This is a genomic window from Anaerococcus octavius (genome assembly GCF_900445265.1).
GTDB classification, from domain to species: Bacteria; Bacillota; Clostridia; order Tissierellales; family Peptoniphilaceae; genus Anaerococcus; species Anaerococcus octavius.
Window position 1 is genome coordinate 918,785 of sequence record NZ_UFTA01000002.1, and the last position, 17,845, is coordinate 936,629.

General features: G+C 30.6%; 14 protein-coding genes. 1 reads left to right on the forward strand and 13 read right to left on the reverse strand.

All coding sequences use genetic code 11. The features are described 5' to 3' along the window. Window positions 1-2 precede the first annotated feature (2 nt). The 9 genes from DY249_RS04635 to murB form a co-directional block, all read right to left on the reverse strand. Window positions 3-209, reverse strand: a complete 207-nt coding sequence (locus tag DY249_RS04635) for a helix-turn-helix domain-containing protein (protein ID WP_115595345.1) — start codon at window positions 207-209, stop codon at window positions 3-5. A gap of 639 nt (window positions 210-848) precedes the next feature. Then, complete coding sequence (gene rlmD, locus DY249_RS04640) at window positions 849-2,099, reverse strand: 23S rRNA (uracil(1939)-C(5))-methyltransferase RlmD (RefSeq protein ID WP_115595346.1); 1,251 nt, start codon at window positions 2,097-2,099, stop codon at window positions 849-851. After that, on the reverse strand, window positions 2,099-3,877 hold the full coding sequence (gene pyk, locus DY249_RS04645; RefSeq protein WP_115595347.1) for a pyruvate kinase: 1,779 nt from the start codon (window positions 3,875-3,877) through the stop codon (window positions 2,099-2,101). The genes rlmD and pyk overlap by 1 nt, the downstream gene beginning before the upstream one ends. Before the next feature lie 18 nt (window positions 3,878-3,895). Then, a complete protein-coding gene (gene pfkA / locus DY249_RS04650) occupies window positions 3,896-4,855 on the reverse strand; it encodes a 6-phosphofructokinase (protein WP_101540650.1) in 960 nt (319 codons plus the stop codon). A gap of 9 nt (window positions 4,856-4,864) precedes the next feature. After that, entirely contained in the window at window positions 4,865-8,320 is a 3,456-nt protein-coding gene (locus tag DY249_RS04655; RefSeq protein ID WP_115595348.1) for a DNA polymerase III subunit alpha, read from the reverse strand. A gap of 29 nt (window positions 8,321-8,349) precedes the next feature. Then, window positions 8,350-9,246 (reverse strand): DNA-binding protein WhiA, encoded by an 897-nt coding sequence (gene whiA, locus DY249_RS04660; RefSeq protein ID WP_115595349.1) that lies wholly within the window; start codon window positions 9,244-9,246, stop codon window positions 8,350-8,352. Window positions 9,247-9,254: 8 nt separating this feature from the next. Then, window positions 9,255-9,971: a tyrosine-protein phosphatase gene (locus DY249_RS04665; RefSeq protein WP_115595350.1), complete on the reverse strand. Its 717-nt coding sequence runs from the start codon at window positions 9,969-9,971 to the stop codon at window positions 9,255-9,257. A gap of 1 nt (window position 9,972) precedes the next feature. Then, entirely contained in the window at window positions 9,973-10,821 is an 849-nt protein-coding gene (gene rapZ / locus DY249_RS04670) for an RNase adapter RapZ (RefSeq protein ID WP_115595351.1), read from the reverse strand. Further along, complete coding sequence (gene murB, locus DY249_RS04675; RefSeq protein ID WP_101540645.1) at window positions 10,821-11,723, reverse strand: UDP-N-acetylmuramate dehydrogenase; 903 nt, start codon at window positions 11,721-11,723, stop codon at window positions 10,821-10,823. Before murB ends, rapZ begins: the two co-directional genes overlap by 1 nt. Before the next feature lie 153 nt (window positions 11,724-11,876). On the opposite strand from murB, the gene rpmB reads away from it, so the two are divergent. Then, window positions 11,877-12,065 carry a 50S ribosomal protein L28 gene (gene rpmB, locus DY249_RS04680; protein ID WP_101540644.1) on the forward strand — a complete coding sequence of 63 codons (189 nt, stop codon included), beginning with the start codon at window positions 11,877-11,879 and terminating at the stop codon, window positions 12,063-12,065. Window positions 12,066-12,134: 69 nt separating this feature from the next. Here the strand turns inward: rpmB and DY249_RS04685 are convergent, their stop codons facing one another. From DY249_RS04685 to pknB, 4 genes are all read right to left on the reverse strand, one after another. Beyond that, on the reverse strand, window positions 12,135-14,261 hold the full coding sequence (locus tag DY249_RS04685) for a catalase (protein ID WP_115595352.1): 2,127 nt from the start codon (window positions 14,259-14,261) through the stop codon (window positions 12,135-12,137). A 69-nt stretch (window positions 14,262-14,330) separates the two neighbouring features. Further along, the gene (gene rpe / locus DY249_RS04690) at window positions 14,331-14,993 is read right to left on the reverse strand and encodes a ribulose-phosphate 3-epimerase (protein ID WP_101540642.1); all 663 of its coding nucleotides are present in this window, start codon (window positions 14,991-14,993) and stop codon (window positions 14,331-14,333) included. Continuing rightward, the gene (gene rsgA / locus DY249_RS04695; protein WP_101540641.1) at window positions 14,987-15,856 is read right to left on the reverse strand and encodes a ribosome small subunit-dependent GTPase A; all 870 of its coding nucleotides are present in this window, start codon (window positions 15,854-15,856) and stop codon (window positions 14,987-14,989) included. The genes rpe and rsgA overlap by 7 nt, the downstream gene beginning before the upstream one ends. Then, complete coding sequence (pknB, locus tag DY249_RS04700; RefSeq protein WP_115595353.1) at window positions 15,846-17,837, reverse strand: Stk1 family PASTA domain-containing Ser/Thr kinase; 1,992 nt, start codon at window positions 17,835-17,837, stop codon at window positions 15,846-15,848. The genes rsgA and pknB overlap by 11 nt, the downstream gene beginning before the upstream one ends. Window positions 17,838-17,845: the final 8 nt, after the last annotated feature.

Here is a 17,845-nt window from a genome sequence, read left to right on the forward strand (position 1 = left end):
ATTTATTCCTTAAATAATAAATATGGTTCTATCTCCAAAGCATCTGCTATTTTTTGTACATTATCCAATGCAATGCTTCTTTTTTTACACTCTAATGCACTTATATATGTTCTATGCAATCCGGGTTTTTCAGCAAAAGCTTCTTGTGTTAAACCCACTTCATTTCGATGTTTTTTAACGTTTTTAGAAAAAACTTCTATGATATCCATTATACACTACCTCTATTTTTCTAAAATTTTATCACTGTTGAATACAATCAGTCAACATACAATAAGTAACGTATTCTTACATAAGCAATCAAATTTTAAAATACTATCGTTCCTAATTTTCTCTTAAATCTCTTGTTTCTTAATTTCTATATAGTTACATAATCAAGAAAATTATATAATTTAAACCTATAATGCTTAAATAATTTTATTAGACTTTTTTATTAAATTATTTTAATAAAACTCTGATGGTTCTTATTTATCAAGTCTTTTTTCTGTATCACTATTTTATCTCAATTGAATGTGATAATCTCTTTATATGATTTAATTCATATAAATCTCTTATTATTTTTTTCCGATAATACGCAAGTTTATTTTTAAATATAGGTCTTTTTTTATCATTAAATATAAACATAAAGTCCTGATCCAACCTTGGGTATTCTAATTGCAAAAAGAGCAGCCTTTTAAGCCGCTCTTATAGAAAGTACAAAATGAGTTAATCTTATTTTTTGTGTTTCCTCATACCAGTCTCAAAACCACTCTTACATCCATGTAGTTTTTCGAGTATTTTGACGTATCCTTCTTCATCTTTATCGAAGACAAAATGTTTATAAAACTGCTTAAAATGCAGAATTTCTAAATTTACATCTTTTGTATCAACGCTATAGTCTCCACATGCATAGTCTGAGGAAACATATCTACTGCTTTTATTTTTTTAAGCTCATATCCCCTATCCATAAACCTTTTTATATCACGTGCCAGAGTTTGTGGATTGCATGATATGTATACTATTTTTTCTATATCTGCATTTGCTATTGTTTTTACTACCTCTTTATCTAGTCCTGCTCTTGGTGGGTCTACTGTTACTGCGTCGATTTTATTTTCTTTTATGAATTTGCTATCGATGAATTTTGCATTTTTTGCTATGAATTTATAATCTTTGAGATTATTTCTTTTGGCATTTTCTTTGGCATCTTTGATAGCATTTTTATTTATTTCTATACCTACTATATGATTATCGTTGATTGACATGGAGCTTGTGGCTGATCCACAGTACAGGTCTAGGAGTTTTTGCTCATTTCCTAAAAATTCTCTTGCTAGTGTATATAAGTTTTCTATTTGATAATCATTTACTTGGTAAAAGTCGTTGGCACTTATTTTAAATGATTTATTATTTATCTTATAATCTAGGTAGCCATTTCCACTAATAACAATTAGTTGTCTAGCGTTTAAGAGATTTATGGAATATTTATGTTCGTTATATTTTTCTTTAATAAAGTTAATTGAATCAGCATTAAAATTTCCATGAATATTTAACAAAATATCATATTCGCTTGATCTAATAGTAACTTCATCTATAGGTCCATCAAATTCATTATTTATAGACCTTGTTATATCTTGGATTTCTTTTAGATTTTTAGATAAAAGCTCATTTGCTATCAAGCAATCATCTATTTTTACCTTTTTTTTAGAATATGCTTCTAGATAATTTAGTCCACCATCTTCATCTACTTGTAAGCGTACTTTATTTCTATATCTTAGTTCTGGACTTTCTAAAATTTCTAAATCTGATAGTTCTATTTTTGTTGACTTTCTTATTGCATTTATTATTAGATTCTTTTTTAATTCTAATTGAGTTTTATAATTAATGTCCATTATAGAACAACCTCCACATTCATAAAAATATGGACATGGAGGCTTTCTCTGATAATCACTTTTTATTTTAGTATTTAGTTTTTTAGCCTCTAAGAAGTTTTTCTTTTCTGCTATGATTTCGGCATCTAGAGTTTCTCCATAAACTGCATTCTCGACAAAGACAATTTTTCCTTCTGTACGAGCTACTCCTCTGCCATCTTGTAGGACATCAATTATCTTAATGTTTTTTAAAATCATTAGATAACTTTTGCTTCTCCTTTATAGATTACTCCACCTATTGGATCTACAGTAATAGTATCTCCATCTTTTACAAGGTTTCTAATATTAAAGGCACCCACTACTGCTGGTAAGTTAAAGTGAACTGCTGCTATAGCTGTATGGCTTGTTAGTCCACCTTCTTCTGTAACAATAGCACTTGCCTTTTGGATATATTCTGTAATATCTGCATCTGTAAATCTGGCTACTATTATGTCGCCGTCTTCAAATTTTTCTTCAAGTTCTTTTTGTGTTGATGCTATGCACACTTTTCCTGAAACTGATTTTGTTCCAATACCTGTTCCGCTTGTAATTATATCTCCAATTGTATGAACTTTGATTAAGTTTGTATTTCCTGAAATACCTAATGGTATACCAGCTGTTACAACTGTAATGTCACCCTCTGATACAAAACCTTCATTGATCGCTCCAAAAATAGCACGATCTATAAGTTCATCTGTTTCTATTGCATCTTGTATTACTATTGGATATACTCCCCAAACTACAGATAATTGACGTGCAACTCTTTCTGTAGTTGTTGCTGCAATTGAATTTGTTTTTGGTTTAAATTTAGATATTACTCTTGATGTGTTACCACTTGCTGTACAAGAAATAATTGCTTTTGCATCTAGTGTTTCTGCAAGGTCACAGGTATTTTTTGCAATAGCATTTGTTGTAGTAAATGATGAAGAAATATTTGTTTGGTAAATATTTTCTTTAAAGTCATCAGATAATTCTGTTGTTATACAAATATTTCTCATTGTACTAACTGCTTCTACTGGATATTTTCCTCCAGCTGTTTCCCCTGAAAGCATTACACAGTCAGTACCATCTATAATCGCATTTGCAACGTCTGTTGTTTCAGCCCTAGTAGGTCTTGGATTTCTAATCATTGAATCAAGCATTTGTGTAGCAGTAATAACTGGTTTTGCAGCTTTATTTGCTTTTCTAATGATTTCTTTTTGAACAATTGGAATAAGTTCTGTTCTAATTTCTACACCTAAGTCTCCACGAGCTACCATAATACCATCAGATGCCTCGATAATTTCTTCGATATTATCTACACCTTCTTGAGATTCGATTTTAGAAATGATTTTGATATGTTCTCCACCATTATCTTCTAGAATACGTCTGATCTCATAAACGTCTTCTTTTTTACGAACAAAAGATGCAGCTATTAGGTCTATATCATTTTCTATACCAAATTTTATATCATCAATATCTTTTGGTGTAATTGCAGGAAGATTTGTTTTTGAACCTGGTAAGTTTACTCCTTTGTGATTTGAAAGTACTCCGTTGTTAAGAGCTTTACAAACAACATCTGTGCCATCTCTGATCTCTGTTACTTCTAGTTGTACTAATCCATCATCTATATATATGACTGATCCTACTTCTACGTCATTTGGAAGTCCTTCGTAAGAAACAGAAACTATTTCCTCTGTACCTTCTACATCACGAGTTGTAAGGGTAAAAACATCACCTGGTTTTAAGAAAACTTCATCTATATTAAAGTTTCCAGTTCTAATTTCTGGACCTTTTGTATCAAGCATAATTGCTATAGGTCTGTTTAATTTTCTTCTAACTTTTCTAATAGTTTTCATTTTTGCTAGGTGTTCTTCATGTGTACCATGTGAGAAATTAAGTCTAGCAACATTCATCCCATTTTTAATAAGATCTTCAATAATTTCAGGTGATTCAGATGAAGGTCCTATAGTACAAACTATTTTTGTTTTTTTAAGTATATCTGGTATTTGATTCATAAATAACTCCTTTTCTTACTACTTTGATAAAGTGTTTGCTAATTCGTATAATTGTTCATCAAATTGGGATTCTTTATTAACAGCATCCTCAATATTCACCTCAACAAGTTTACCATCTACATATCCTATAGCTAAATTAGTTTTTTCTTCTCCAAGTAATTCTACGGCACGAGCACCCATAGTTGATCCTAAAAGTCTATCAGCAACAGATGGTGAACCACCCCTTTGAACATGACCTAGTACTGTTACTTTTGTTTCTATGCCTGTTTTTTCTTCAAGTTCTCTTGCTATAGAATATGGATCACCAACTCCTTCAGCAAGAGTAATTAGGTGGTGTAATTTACCTCTTTTTTTACCGTGCTCCATTTTTTCTACTATATCATCAATTGAAAACTCATGTTCAGGCACTATTATAGATTCAGCTCCACCAGCAAGTCCTGAGTAAAGAGCCAAATCTCCGCAATTTCTACCCATTACTTCAACTACTACAGCTCTACCATGAGAGCTTGAAGTATCACGTAGTTTTCCTATGGCATCACTTACAGTTTCCATAGCAGTGAAAAAACCAATGGTAAAATCTGTATATCCCATATCATTATCGATAGTACCAGGAATGCCAACTGTTTTTATTCCTAAATCAGATAGAGCTTTTGCTCCTTTGAGTGACCCATCACCACCTATTACAATTAGTCCTTCTATACCATAATCAGATAATATTTGAGCTGCTCTTTGTTGGCCTTCTTTTTTTGTAAATTCTGTACTTCTTGCCGTGCCAAGTATGGTACCACCTTTATGGATTATATCTGCTACTGAGGAGACATTCATTTCGTAAATGTCACCTTTCATCAGCCCATCATATCCATTTCTAATCCCCTTTATCCTCATACCATTGTTTAACGCAGTTCTTACCGCTGCTCTAATAGCTGAGTTCATACCAGGGGCATCGCCACCACTAGTTAAGATACCTATTGTATTCATATAAACTCCTTATTTCAACTTAACATTTTCTTTTCCTAAAAAATTTTCTAACTTTTTTATATTTTGATCGCTGGTATCTACCCACAACCTTTCATCAAGCTTAAAGGACTTGTTACGATCTTCAAAATAAACCACAACTGGAGTTTTACCTCTGTAATCCTTTAGCACGCTTCTTAAATTATTATACTCTTTATAATTAGTTTTTAAGTATAAAGTTCGTAAATCTAATTTTTCTATATCAATAAATTCTTGTGTTAAGAGTTTTAAGTCGTCCTCATCCACTTGTAATTTACCCTTAACCAATACAACATTATCATCCTCAATTAGATTTCTATATTTCTTATAAATTTCTGGAAAAATTACCATTTCTATTGTTCCGTATAAGTCTTCTATATTTGCAAAAGCCATTAGACTTCGTTTTTTAGTCATTATTTCAGACTTACTAGTAATAATTCCAGCCATAGTTACAAACTTATTATCAAGTTTTGTAATTTCTAAATTTGTTAGTTCGTCTTTATAATTTGTTCTAAAAGTAATAGTATTTTTTAGTTTCTCATTTGCTTCACTTAGTGGATGATCAGAAATATAAAAGCCTAAAACATCTTTTTCTAAAGATAATTTCACTTTTTTTGGATATTCGTTTACATCAGGAAAACTAATATCTCTAGTTTGATTATTCTTTTCTTCATTAGCCATATCTAGTAAATTCATCTGACCTTTTACATTTACTTTTTGCCCTTCATGAACATTAGTCATTGCTTTTTCATAAACTGCCATTAATTTTGATCTGGCATAACCCATTGAATCAAAAGCACCGGCTTTTATCAATGATTCCAATCCTTTTTTGTTTAAAGCTCTACTATCATAAGCTTCTACTCTTTCTAAAAAATCTTTAAAGTTTATAAATTTACCATCATTCTCACGTACCGCAACAATTGCATTGATAAAGTTTATTCCTAAGTTTTTTATTCCTGATAATCCAAATATAATTTTACCATCTTTGGCAAAAAACTTTTGATAGGATAAATTTACATCTGGTGCAATTACTTCTATGCCCATACTTTTTGCTTCACTTACATATAAGTAAAGCTTTGATGCACTGTCCATTACAGAAGAAATTAGATTTGCCATATATTCTTCTGGAAAATAATGCTTTAAATATCCAGTTTGCACTGCAACTAGAGAATAAGCTGCCGAATGGGATTTATTAAAGGCATATTTGGCAAAGGAGATCATTTCGTCATAAATTTTATTTGCGGACTTTTCACTTACTCCATTCCTTATACATCCTGGAATTATCACTTCACCATTTTCATCTATTTTTCCATTAACAAAAACTTCTCGATTAGCTTGCATGACATCCATTTTTTTCTTACTCATAGCACGTCTTAGATTGTCAGCTTCTCCTAAAGAAAAACCTCCCAGTTGTTGGACAATTTGCATTACTTGTTCTTGGTAGACTATTATTCCATAAGTAACACCCAAAATTGGCTTTAGCTTTTCATCTAAAAATTTTACATCTTCTGGATGATTTTTGTTGTGAATGTAGGTTGGTATCTCATCCATAGGACCTGGTCTAAATAGAGAGTTTGCCGCAACTAAATCATCAAAAACTGTTGGTTTTAAGTTTTTAAGGAAGTTTCTCATACCTGGAGACTCAAACTGGAAAATACCTATAGTTTTTGCATTATTAAACTGAACAATTATATTAGGATCATTTTCATCAATTGTTTCAATATCTACATCTATACCGCGATTTGTTTTTACATCTTTTATGGTATCTTTAATTACTGTAAGGTTACGCAGACCTAAGAAATCCATTTTTAATAGACCAAGTTCTTCTATTTCTGTCATATTAAATTGAGTTACAACTTGGTCATTTGATAACGCTAAAGGAACAATATCTGTTAATATTTCTTTGCTAATTACTACACCAGCAGCATGGATTGATGTGTGTCTTGGAAGAGCTTCTACTTTCCTTGCAGTATCAATTAATCTTTTACTTTCAGCATCACTATGATAAGCTTCCCTAAATTTATCTGATTCTTCTAATGCACGATCTAGAGTCATATTTATCACTGCAGGCACAAGTTTTGCAATTTTATCAACCTTGCCATATGAAATATCCAAAACACGACCCACATCTCTTATTGCATTTCTAGCCTGCATTCTACCAAAAGTAACTATCTGAGAAACATGGTCTCTACCGTATAGTTCATTTACATATTCTACAACTTCATCACGTCTAACATAATCAAAATCTATGTCTATATCAGGCATAGATACTCTTTCTGGATTTAAAAATCTTTCAAAAATCAGATCGTATTTTAAAGGGTCTATTTGAGTTATATCTAGTGCATAAGAAACCAAAGATCCTGCGGCTGATCCACGTCCTGGTCCCACTGCTATATCATTATCTTTTGCAAATCTTACAAAATCCCAAACTATTAAAAAGTAATCTACATATCCCATATTACTTATTACATTTACTTCTTTAGTAGCTCGGGCTCTTATTTCTTCGCTTACTTTATCATATTTTTTTGCCAATCCTTCATCTACCAATTGGGTAAGATATTCTAAATTTGTCATATTTTCTGGTAATTTTGAAAAATATGGCAGATGGGGGTTATGAAATTGTATTTCTACATTACACATATCAGCAATTTTATTAGTATTTTCAATTGCTCTTTCGTAATCTTTAAAGATTGCAGTCATTTCATCAGGTGATTTTAAATAAAACTCATCGCATGGCATCTTCATTCTGTCATTGTCTTTTAAAAGAGCACCTGTTTGTATGCATAGCAAAACATCTTGGTAATAGCTATCGTCTTTATTTATATAGTGAACATCATTTGTAGCAACTAATTCTATATCAAGGTCATTGTGCAATTGAGATAAAACTTCATTTGTTCTTTTTTGTTCTGGCAAGCCATGATTTTGTAATTCAAGGTAATAATTTTCTTTACCAAAAGTTTCGGCGTATTTTTTTGCTGTTTCATATGCTCCATCAATATCATTTTCTAATATTCTTTGATTGACTTCACCACTTAGGCAGGCGCTTAAAGCAATAATATCTTCTGAATATCTTTTTATAAATTCAAAATCCACTCTAGGTTTGTAATAATATCCATTTACATAAGCTTCAGATACTATTTTTAGTAAATTTTGGTAGCCGTTATTATTTTTAGCTAATAATATCAAATGATAATATCGTTTATTTGTAGGATCTTTTATGAGATGGTCTTTTTCACTAACATATACTTCACAACCAATTATAGGTTTTATGCCTGCTGCTGTGGCTTTTTTATAAAATTCTATTACTCCATACATTTGACCATGGTCAGTGATAGCAAGTGAATCCATACCAAATGATTTAGCTTTTTCAATAAGCTTGTCTATTCTTGAAAAACCATCGAGTAAAGAATATTCTGTATGTACATGTAAATGAGTAAATTTATTTTCCATTGTTTTCTCCAATTAAAAAGATTTGCTTATCACAAATCTTCAGCCATTTTTATAAATTTTTGTAACCTGTAATTTACCTTTGATTTGCTCATCGGTGGCTCTAGCATTGCTCCTAGTTCTTCTATAGATGCATAAGGATTAGCAAGTCTCAGCTCTCCTATTTCAATCATATCTTCTGATAATTTTTCAAATTCATCTTCTTTTATCAACAGATTTATGGCATCTACTTGTTTTAAAGATGCATTTACTGTTCTATCAATGTTTGCTTTATCAAAATTTGTTTGTCTATTTATATCATTTCTTATAGACCTCATAGCCCTTACATTTTCTAGTTCAAATAAGGATTTATTTGCCTCAATTAAAGCCAAGAAGTCTGAGATCTTGTCGCTATCTTTTAAGTAAACTACAAGACAATCTCTTTTTGTATTTATCTTTGGATTTAGCTCAAATATCTCCATAGATGCTTTTAATAAATCAGCAAGATTTTTATCACTTGTAGAGATTTCTAAATTATATCCTCTTTGTGGATCATTGACTGAACCTTTAAATACAAAAGATGTTTTTAAAAAAGATTTTATGTCGTCAAAGGAAACTTCTTCTAAATCATTAGAAGTATTTATAAAAAAATCCTTATTTTTTTTCATAATATCTTCACAAATACCATCATTATCAATTATTACCGTGAAAAGTCTATCTCCACTCGGTAAATCTTTTATCTCAAAAACTGATGAGTACTCATACGAATCTTTTATTATATTATAAATATACCTAGCTTCAGAATTAGAATAAGTTTTAAAGACTATACTATATCCCTTACTTGAAATTCTTATGGAACCTATAAATTCCAGAACACAGAGTAATTCTGCAAGAGAATTTATTGGTTCTTTTTTTAATACTTCTTTTTTACATCTTTTTGAAAAAGACATAGTCTCACCTAGTTAATTAATTTATTTTTTACCTTATCAATTATATCTTGATCTACTTTTGCATATAATAGATAATCTTCAAAAGTCTTGTATTTTCTTTCTATATAGTCATAAGCTTCTTTCATATAATATGGATTTGTAATTCTAAATACAGAAAGGGGCTCATGCTCATCATATCTTTCTATATATCCAAGATAGGCAGATGAAATTTCATAATCTGCAATTATATCTGCTCTAGCTACATTGGCAAGACCCAGCAGTATCATAGAAATAATTCCCGTACGATCTTTACCCTCTTGACAGTGAAATAGTATTGCTTTTTCTGTCTTTGCAAAAACTTCCATAATCTGTCTTATCTTTGAAAAATTATCTATAAGATTTCTATATGTTGTGCCAATAGATATTTCTTTATTAATTATTTGTTCTATCTCTTCTTTGCGAAACTCATTATCTGGTGCCAAAGATATATGGTTAAAATTAAAATTATCTATAATTCTCTTGTGTTCTTCACTACCAAAAGGGATCTCTCTCTCACGTCTTAAATCAATAATAGTTTCTATACCATAGTCTTTTAAAGTTTTTATTTCACTATCACTAATATCATCAAGATTTGCAGTTCTCAAAAAATTATTCCATTTAGTTATATTCCCATCTAAAGTAGGCACTCCTCCTAAATCTCTTGCATTTTTTACATTATCTAAAGCTAATCTTTTACAATACTGCATTTCACCACTTTTCCTTATCTCTATGTTTTTTTATAACTATGTAATCTTCATTTTTTAATCGTTTGTACATACGTTCTGTCATATAAACAGATCTATGCTTACCCCCAGTACATCCAAAGGCAATTGTTATTGTATTTTTACCTTGGTTCTTAAATTCTGGGATTAAGTAAGAAATTATTTTATATACATCATTTTCAAATTGATCTAAAATATTAAATTGGTCTAGATATTTCTTTAATTTCTTATCAGTGCCATTTAAGGCCTTTAGATCCTTTATGTAATATGGATTTGGAAGAAATCTCATATCAAATACATAATCAAAATCTTCACTAATGCCATTTTTGTAACCAAAAGAAAGTAAATTTACTATCATCGAATCTTTTTTTTCTAATGAATCTTCTATAACCTTCTTTAGTTCTTTAGCTGTATAATTACTAGTATCTATAAATCTATCTGAAATTTTTGTAATAGCTTTTAACAAATTTTTTTCTTTTTTAATACCATCAGAAATATTACCAAACTCACCTAAGGGATGTGGTCTACGCAATTCGTTATATCTTTTTAAAATCATAGAATCACTACAATAAATATAAATTATTTCGGTATCACTATTTTTTTCTTTCAAAGATTTGAAAGACTTATACATATTGCTATCTATATTGTGAGATCTAAAATCTATTACTACTGCCATTTTATCTATGGGGTTTTCTTGAGTTTCATTTAGTTCAATAAACTTTTCTACTAAGTAAGCTGGAGAATTATCCATTGCATAGTATCCCATATCCTCATATGCCCTTAAAGCTGTGGTTTTCCCTGATCCACTTAAACCAGTAATTATTTTAAGCTTCATTATAATTCTCCGATTAATTTAACCTCGCGTTCTAAAGTAAATCCTGTTTTTTCGTGTACTATTCCTGCTACTTCTTCTATAAATGCTAACATTTCCTTACAAGACGCATTGCCAGCATTTATTATAAAACCACAGTGTTTTTCACTAACTTGGCAATCGCCTACTCTATAACCTCTAAGACCACATTCATCAATTAATTTTGATGCATAGGATCCTTCAGGTCTCTTAAAAGTAGAACCTGCAGACTTTTTGTCAAGTGGTTGCTTTGTTTCTCGTCTATTTGTATAATCTTCATATTTTAAAACTGCTTGATCTAAAGCATCTGGTAAAAGTTCGAATGTTGCTGAAGATACTATCAAATCTTGCTCAAATATTTTAGAATGTCTGTATGAAAAATTCATTTGCTCATTTGTAAAATTGTATTCATTACCTTTAAAGTCAAAGGCTTTTACACTTTTACAAACATCTTTTATTTCCTTGCCATAAGCACCAGCATTCATTGCAACCGCACCACCTATTGTTCCAGGTATACCAGAAATTTCTTCCATGCCTGTTAGATGATTACTAATAGATGTAGTAGCTGCTTTATTTAAAGATGTTCCAGCAAGAACGGTCATAGCTGTTCCATCTAATTTTATATCATCATAGTTTTCAGATAAAACTAACACACATCCACGAATACCTTTATCTGTAATGAGTAAATTTGAACCTAAACCTATAACAGTTGTTTTTATGTCATTTTCATTATTAAATATTAATAAATTTTTTAATTCATCTTCATTACTTGGTTTAACTAGTACGTCGGCTGGGCCTCCTATCCCCCAAGTTGTGTAATCTTTTAAGGGTTCATCAAAAAGTATTTCACCAAATCTCTTTGACTCATAAATAGATTTGTAATCCATATGTCCTCCTAGATTTAATAGATTAAATCAAAGTTTTCTATCTAAATTATTATACCGTAATTTAAAATCTTTGTTTATTAAAAAAAATTTGTAATTTCGATAAAGATTTGGTAAAATAATAAAGATTAATTGTAAAAGCTAGGAGGTGTTTATATGGCAAAAACATGCGAAATTTGTGGTAAAGGCACAAAAGCAGGTAAAACTGTTACTTTCTCACACAAAATCAACAACAGAAATTTTAAACCAAATGTGCATAAAGTAAGAGCTATAGTAGATGGATCTCCAAAATCAATCAACGTATGTACTAAATGTTTAAAATCTGGAAGAGTACAAAAAGCATAATCGAATGCTTTTTTTATTTTGAATTCAAAATAAAACCACTAGGACTTAATCCTAGTGGTCTTTTTTTATCTAGTTAGATCCATCTCTATCCCAGAATCTTTGTTTAGTTAAGTTTTCTATAAATTTATCTATATCTTTGCTATCATTAGTCACCATTACTCCCTCAGCTTTTTGTTGATCCTCTGAAAGAATATCACTTGCATCTCCTATAATCCAAAGAGGTTTGTAGTGCTTAAATGTTTCCTTTGCAAATTCACCAACATTTTTGCTAAATTCATGACTTGGTTTTTCTGGTACTACTATGATTAAAGCATCTTCTAATACTGGATGGATTGTCTCGTATCTATGAGTTACCATTACACCATCCTTAGTATCTTGTAAATCCGCTTGTATTATTTCTGCTTTTGCTTTACTATTCTTAATTGATTTTACTAAAGACTTAAAGTCAAAATCATCGTCACTATCAGAATAAATTCCTACTTTTAAAGTATCTGGTTTAAAAATAGTATTTTCTTGTGAAAATTCTGGCATTTTTACTTTTAATGCTTCTTTACTTGCCTTAATACCTACTGGATCAAAGCCTCTCTCAGCGTCTGGAGTATCCGCCCCAACATTTTTAGCAATTTCTTTTGCCATATCTTCATCAACGTTTGCAAACATATCTACTACATTTTGTCTAATTTCTGGTCTTTTAACTTTGGAAAGTTCAAATGAAAACGCACTTTTAATATGTTTTTGTTCTACTTCGTTAAGTGATTTATAAAATGCTGTAGCTTGTGAAAAATGATCTCTAAAGCTATCATCGCGATCTTTTATTACCGTTCCATCAATTTTCTCTTGGTAATGTTCATATCCACCATTTTCTGGACTTTCATAGTATGGAGATTGATCATCAATTGCTGATTTGTGATAAGAAACTGGTCCTTTATTTATTATATCTTGATGCCAGCCATCTCTTTGGTTATTATGAACTTCAGAAATTGGTCTATTTATTGGAATTTGTGCAAAATTTGGACCACCAAGTCTTAATAATTGTGTATCTGTATATGAGAATAATCTACCTTGTAGTAATGGGTCATTTGAAAAATCAATTCCTGGTACAACATTTCCCGGATTAAAGGCAACTTGTTCTGTTTCTGCAAAGTAATTGTCTACATTTCTATTTAATGTGATTTCACCAATTTTTACTTTTGGTATATACTCTTCAGGCCATACTTTTGTAGGATCTAATATATCAAATGGATAGTCAAATTCTTTTTCTTCTGGCAAAAGTTGAACACAAAAGTCCCATACTGGATAGTTTCCTTCGTCAATTGCATCGTATAAATCTTTCCTTTGGCTATCTGGATCATTACCTGAAACTTTTAGTGTTTCATCCCAAACCCTAGAGTGCACTCCTAGTTGAGGGTTCCATTGGAAACGAACAAATGTTCCTTTTCCTTCAGCATTTACAAATCTAAATGTATGAACAGCAAATCCATCCATCATACGTAGGCTAAGTGGTATAGCTCTATCACTCATCGCCCACATTACTGTATGTGCGGATTCTTGGTTTCTTGAAACAAAATCCCAAAATGTATCATGAGCTGATTGGGCTTGTGGAACTTCTGTATCTGGTTCTGGTTTTACAGAATGAACAAAGTCAGGGAATTTTATAGCATCTTGAATAAAGAAAACTGGGATATTGTTACCAACTATATCGTAGTTTCCTTCATCAGTATAAAATTTTAGAGCAAATCCACGTACATCACGAGGAGTATCTGTAGATCCTCTAAAACCTGCTACTGTAGAAATTCTTGTAAATAAAGAAGTTTCTTTTCCTTCTTCTGTAAATAATGAAGCTTTTGTATATTCACTCATATCTTTTGTACATTTAAATACACCATGAGCTCCTACACCACGAGCATGAACTATTCTTTCTGGAATCCTCTCATGGTCAAAGTGCATTATTTTTTCTCTTAAATGAAAGTCTTCAATTAATGTTGGTCCACGTCTGCCAGATTTTAATGAAAATTCATCTTCAGCCATTTTTAGACCTTTATTTGTTGTAAAAGCTTTACCTTTGTTATCAACCTTATTAGCTTCTAAATCTTTTTGTTTTTCATTATCTTTAACTTGCTCTACTTTATCTATATCTGGAGGAGTTAAGGGAGCTTTTTTATGATCATATTTTTGATTTTTATCTTTTTTGGGCATTTTTATCTCCTTTAAATATATTAATAATTCTTACGTATATACATACCCTTATATAACAAAAAGCCACTATTAAAGTGACTTTTTGTTAAATATTTCATAATACTTATCTATTTGATTTTTAATATCTTTTCCAAATACATCAGAACCTGATACTACTATATCTGTACCAGCTTCTATAACTTTTTTAACATTAGTTGTTTTTATTCCACCATCAACTTGAATTAAGACATCTAAATTATTGTTGTCAATATAATCTCTTAAAATTTTAATTTTCTCGATAGAACTTTCCATAAATGTCTGACCACCAAATCCTGGTTCTACACTCATTACTAAAACCAAATCAATTTTATCAAGGTAAGGGATTATCAAATCTAAATCAGTTGCAGGTTTAAAGGTAAGACCAACTTGCATATCATTTTCTTTTATTTTTTCTATTGTTTGGTCAAGATTTTCACATGCTTCATAGTGAATAGTAAGTCTATCTACACCTGCTTTTTTAAACTCTTCTATATATTTTATTGGCTCATATATCATAGCATGTGTATCAAATAAATAATCATTTTTGTCACGAATATCGCTGATCACCTTAAAACCAAAAGATATATTTGGTACAAAAGAACCATCCATAACATCTATGTGTATCATTTTTAAATCTGTATCTTTTGTTTGATCCAAATCTGCTTGTAAATTTGAAAAATCGCAACTTAGTATTGATGGGGCTAGTTCTACCATTTATTTTCTCTCCTATTTTTTAGTTCATTAAACATCATTAGATAATTATTATATCTAGATTTTGCTATTTGACCAATTTCTACTTTTCCTTTTACTTGGCAATTGGGTTCATTTATGTGATTACAATTGTTAAACTTGCATTTAGAATTAGACATCTCTCTAAAGGTGTATTTTAAATTATTTTCATCTTCTAAAAAGTCAAAATCAAAGTTATCAAAACCTGGAGTATCAAAAATGAAAGTATTTTCCTCTATAGCAAATATTTCTGTATGGCGAGTTGTATTTTTACCTCTTTTTAATTTTTCAGAAATTTCTCCTATTTCAAGTTCTTTTTCAACTAGATTATTCAAAAAAGTTGATTTACCTACTCCTGAAGCACCTGAAACTGCTGAAGTTTTATTTTTTAATATTTCTTTTATCTTTTCTTGAGGGAAATCATTGTAATTATCTAAACTTACAATTGTGTATCCTATATTTTCATAAATATCTTTTATATTTTGAACCTTTTCACTAGGTGACAAATCTTTTTTTGATAAGATAATAACTACATCCATGTTTTCATATTCACACATGGCTAGATATTTATCTAAATTATACAAATTTAGAGGTGGATCATTAATGGTTACAAAAACTAACATCTGATCTACATTTGAAATATTTGGTCTTTTTATAAGATTTTTTCTTTCCAAGATTTCTGTTATATAAGCTTTATCTTCATCTTGTATATCGATAATTACATCATCACCTACAAGAGGTTTGATGCCTTTTTTCCTAAAGTTGCCACGAGCTTTTGACATATAAATTTTGTTGCCTATATCTACATAATACAATTCTTTTTGAGCTTTGATTATTTTACCCTGCATTGCTTACGTCATATACTCCTAATGTTTCATCATCTATTATAACCTCTAGCTGTGTTCCTACTTTTGCTTTTACATTTAATATAAGTGTTCCTTCTTCATTTAAGTCAGCACTAGACATTTGTTGGTTTATTATAGCCTGACTTCTTTGTCCATTTACAACATCAAATACCATTACATTAAAGTTATCTTTTTCTTCTGGTAATTTTACTCTAAGTTCTACGTTTCTTAAGTCATTATCATCTGTTGTCTGAGTAGTTTCTTGTTGACTTTCTTCTGCACCTAGACTTACTGTTAAGTCTATTTTTGAGTTACTAGCTACTTGAGTCCCTTTGGCAATTGACTGGCTCATTACTAGCCCTTGTTGAGTATTTGAAGACTTTTCATAATTTATATCTCTTAGGCTTAAACCGTATTGATTTATTATTGATTTTGCTTGCTCTTCTGTTTTTCCTATTAAGTTCGGAACTTCAATTGTTTTTACTCTTTGGTCAGGACCTGTACTTACTGTTACGTCTATTTCTGTCCCGGATTGCAATTTTGTATTAGCTCTAGGATCTTGGCTAATTATTAGGTCACGATCTACACTATCACTAGATTGGGAATTTGTCCTACCTAGCCTAAGTCCAATCTCTTTTAAGCTTTCTTCTGCTTGTGATAGGGTCATATTTCTTAAATCTGGGACTTCTACCTCTCGTCCCCCACTTATAACTAAATTTACAACAGAACCACGCTCTACTTTAGTATTTTGCTCTGGATCTTGGGACATTACTTTTCCGATTTCATACTCATCGCTTTCTTCTGTTCTAGATATATTAGCTTTTAGTCCTCTTCTTTCTAGTTCATTTACTGCTTGAGATTGGTCTAGATTTAGTACCATTGGTACATTTACTGAAGTTTTACTTGTGGATCTAGATCTCAAAAAATATACAGCTCCTAAAAGTAATATAGCTATTAATAATAATGGCCATATTTTCTTACTAGTTTTTTTATCCTTAGTCTTTTCTTCTGTTTCATTATTGGAAACATATACTGCTTCTTTTTCCTCTTCTTCTTTTTCAGCTTGGACTTGTTCATTGTAAACCTTTTGATAAGAACGTTCTTGGGGAACAACGATTGGTATTCTAGCAGTATCTGTTAAATTCTCTTCTTCTTTTATATAATTCTCATCATCTAAAGCATCTATTAGCTCACGAGCATTTAAAAATCTATTAGCAGGTTCTTTATCTAAAAGCTTCATAATTATATAGTTTAAATGGTCTGAAAGCTCAGGATTCAAATCTTTTGGTGGCTTAGGATCATCTTGGATATGCATTACAGCAATACCTACTGAGTTATCTGCATCAAATGGTACACATCCTGTAGCCATTTCATACATAACTGCACCTAGAGAATATAAGTCTGACTTTTCGTCTACTATTTTTCCCTTTGCTTGTTCTGGCGAAATATAATGAACTGTCCCTAAAATAGAACTAGTATATGTTATAGTTGCATTTGAAGATACCCTTGCAATACCAAAGTCTGTTACTTTCAAAAGTCCATAATTATCTATTAAAATATTTTGTGGTTTTATATCTCTATGGATAATCCCTGCTTGGTGAGCTGTTTTTAAAGCTTGGGCAATTTGAGTTGAGTAATCTATAATATCGTGATTTGATAATTTGCCCTCTTGTACAATAAGGTCTTTTAAGGTCTGACCGTTTACATATTCCATAACTATATAATGGATACGCTCGCCATTGTACATGTCTTCACCAATATCAAAAACATTTACTATATTTATATGGGAAAGTTTAGCTGCAGATTGAGCTTCAATATTAAATTTTTTAAGAAATTCATCATCTTCAGCATATTGGTCTTTGAGTATTTTAATAGCAACATATCGATCTAAGAGCTTATCTTTGGCTTTGTAAACTTTTGCCATACCTCCTACACCGATTTGCTCTATAATCTCGTACCTATCGTCCAAAATTATTTTTTCCATAACATCCT